At 77.3% G+C, this 3,053-nt stretch carries 2 protein-coding genes; one reads left to right on the forward strand and one right to left on the reverse strand.

Translation table 11 applies throughout. The annotated features are described in order from the left end of the window. Nucleotides 1–279 precede the first annotated feature (279 nt). The gene (locus tag ABD347_RS30385) at nucleotides 280–1,212 is read left to right on the forward strand and encodes a DUF2510 domain-containing protein (protein WP_344367194.1); all 933 of its coding nucleotides are present in this window, start codon (nucleotides 280–282) and stop codon (nucleotides 1,210–1,212) included. A gap of 44 nt (nucleotides 1,213–1,256) precedes the next feature. Here ABD347_RS30385 and ABD347_RS30390 read toward each other — a convergent pair whose 3' ends face one another. Then, nucleotides 1,257–2,459, reverse strand: coding sequence for an amino acid deaminase/aldolase (locus ABD347_RS30390; protein ID WP_344367195.1), 1,203 nt, complete (start codon nucleotides 2,457–2,459; stop codon nucleotides 1,257–1,259). Nucleotides 2,460–3,053: the final 594 nt, after the last annotated feature.

Below are 3,053 nucleotides of genomic sequence, written 5' to 3' on the forward strand. Positions count from 1 at the left end.
CGGCCGCCCTGCGCGGACCGGGCCCCGCCCGGACGGCCACGGCCCCGCCCGGACGGCCACGGCCCGACCGACGCATCCGCCGACCGACGCATCCGCCGCCCGCCGGACCCGACGGCGTCGGTGGCGCCGCAGGGCTCCTGGCGCTCCGGTTGCTCCGCGGGCAACCGGACCGCACCACCGACGACGGCACCCGGCCCTTCCGCCGGGCCCGACGGCGTCGGTGGCGCCGTCCCGGACCAGGCCCCCGCCGACACCGCGCACGCCCCCTAAAGTGACCGCATGAGCATGACGACCCCTCCCGCTACGCCCGGCGGCGTGGGGGGAGCCCCAGGCTGGTACCCGAACCCCGCCGACCCCGCCGTCGAGCACTGGTGGGACGGCACCGCCTGGACCGGGCACACCCGCGCCGCCATCACCGGCGCCGCCACCACCGTCATGGCGGCCCCGCGCCCGCGGCGGCGCACCGGCCGCGTCCTGGCCGCCGCCGCGGGGATCGCGGTGGTGGCCGTGACCGCCGCGGCGGCGGTCGTCCTCGGCTCCGGCGAAGAGACTCCCGCGGACGCCGGGAACAGCCCCGCGCCGCCGCCGGCCACCGTCTCCGCCGCGCCCACGCCCGCCCCGGCGACGGCCTCCCCGGACGAGGAGGACCCCACGGTCGTCGTGGACCAGCTCAACGGCATCACCCTGCCGATCCTCGACGGCTGGGAGAGGCCGGAGTACACCGCGCAGGACGTACCGACCGTGTCGACCGTCGCCGACGATCCGTGTCCCGCCGCGAGCAGCCGCTCCTGCAAGCGCGGCTCGGTGTCCTCCTTCACCGCCACGGCCACCGGCACCAGCGACCCCCGGGCCATCGCCGAGGAGGACATCGGCAAGGCCGCCGAGCGCGCCTTCGAGGAGGACGCCCTCGGTGTCCGGCTCCACGGCGGCATCCGCTCCCACCGGGTGGTCGCCGAGCGGCCCGCCGTCGTCGCCGGACGCACCGGCCACCTGGTCCGCTGGCAGGTCACCACCAACCAGGGCCCCGGCGGCTACGTCCAGTCCCTGGTCTTCCCCTCGTCCCTCGGCAGCGAATCGCCGGTGATCGTACGGTTCGTCTTCTCCGCCGGACCGGGCGCCCCGCCACCGGCCACCATGGACGAGATCACCCGGGGCATCCGCCCCATCGGCAGCTCGACCGGCGGGGGAGTCGGCAGCTCCATCGGCCCCTGACGGTGCCGGTCGGGCGTCGGAGGCCGGAGGTCGGAGGCCGGAGGTCAGAGGAACGTCAGCCCCTCGCCCCGGTACGTCGGTACGGTCGCCGTGACCCGGTCGCCCTCTATCAGGTGCAGCGCGTCGAACCGCTCGCACAGCTCGCCCGCCTTGGCGTGCCGGAACCACACCTTGTCGCCGATCAGCAGGTCGTCGGCGGGGGAGCCCAGCAGCGGGGTCTGCACCTCGCCCGCCCCCTCCCGCGGGTCGTACCGCAGCCCCTCGGGGAGGTACGGCACCGGCAGCCGGTCCGCGCCCGCCGCACCCGACGCGGGGTAGCCGCCACCGAGCACGGTCACCACGCCCAGTCCCGGCCGGCGCACCACGGGCTGCGCGAACAGCGCCGCCGGACGGCCCGTGAACGACGTGTAGTCGTCGAACAGCCGCGGCACGTACAGCCCCGACCCGGCCGCGATCTCGGTCACCGCGTCCTCGGCGGCCGTGTGCTGGACGCTCCCCGTCCCGCCCCCGTTGACGAACTCCAGGTCCGGCACCACCGCCCGTACCGCCGCCACCACGGCCGCGCGCCGCGCCGCGAGCTCCCGCCGCGCGGCCGCCTGCATCAACCGCACCGCCCGCGACCGCACCGGCCGCCCCGCGATCGCGTCACCCACACCGGCGACATGGCCCTCGTACGCCATCAGCCCGACGAGCCGGAACCCCGGGCGGCGCGCCACCGACCGTGCCAGCTCCGCCACCTGGGCCGGCGCCCGCAGCGGTGAGCGCCGCGCCCCGATCCGTACCCGGCCGCCCAGCAGCCGCAACGCCGTGTCCAGCTCCAGGCAGACCCGGACCTCCTCGGCGCCCCCGTCCCGGGCCCGGTCGATCAGGTCCAACTGAGCCGTGTCGTCGACCATCACGGTCACCGCGCCCGCGAGCTTGGCGTCCCCCGAGAGCTCGGCGAACCCGGCACGGTCCGCCGAGGGGTAGGCCAGCAGGACGTCGTCGAACCCGGCGCGCGCCAGCCACAGCGACTCGTCCAGCGTGAACGACATGACCCCCGCGAACCCGTCCCGGGCCAGCACCCGTTCCAGCAGCCCGCGGCAGCGTACGGACTTGCTCGCCACCCGTATCGGCTTCCCTCCGGCCCGGCGGACCAGATCGTCGGCGTTCGCGTCGAACGCCTCCAGGTCGACGACGGCGACGGGCGCGTCGAGGTGGGCGGTGGCCCGGTCGTACCGGGCTCGGTCAGCGGCACGCGGAGTCATGGCCAGAGCCTGCCAGAACCGCCTACCCGGGGGTAGGGGGATGTTCCGGTCAGATCCGCCCCGACCTGCGACCTCGTTCCCGATCAGGCGGACGCAGCCCGTAGAGTGACCCACGCGCTGACGAACGGGCCTGCCCCGCAAGGCGATCCGGACGGCACCGAGGGGGGCGGATGAGCACCGAGGCACGACACCCTTCGTCCCGCGCCACGGACACCACGCGCCCCTCGTCCTCGATACCGGCCCTCACCCCGCCGTCAGCGGCGCCCGGCACCGCTCCGGTGCGCGCCGGCCGGCCGGCCCCGGCTCCCGGCACGCCTTCCGACTCCCGGCACGCCACTCCCGCCGCCCCGCCGGCGCCCCTGGCCTCCGCAGGCGCCCCGGCCCCGGCAGCGCCGGCCGTCGAGACCACCGCCCGGCTGCGTCCGGCCCGCGACTCCGCTGCCGCCCCGCCACCCCCCTGGGCCCCGCCCGTCACACCGGCACCTGGACCCGCGCCCACCCGCCCCGCCGCCACGCAGCAGGCCCGGCCCGCTGCCGTCCAGCAGGCCGCGCCTGTCACACCGCCCGCGCCCACCCGCCCCGCCACACCGCCCG

Origin of the sequence: Streptomyces gobitricini (genome assembly GCF_039532985.1) — a bacterium.
In the GTDB taxonomy this organism is placed as follows: domain Bacteria; phylum Actinomycetota; class Actinomycetes; order Streptomycetales; family Streptomycetaceae; genus Streptomyces; species Streptomyces gobitricini.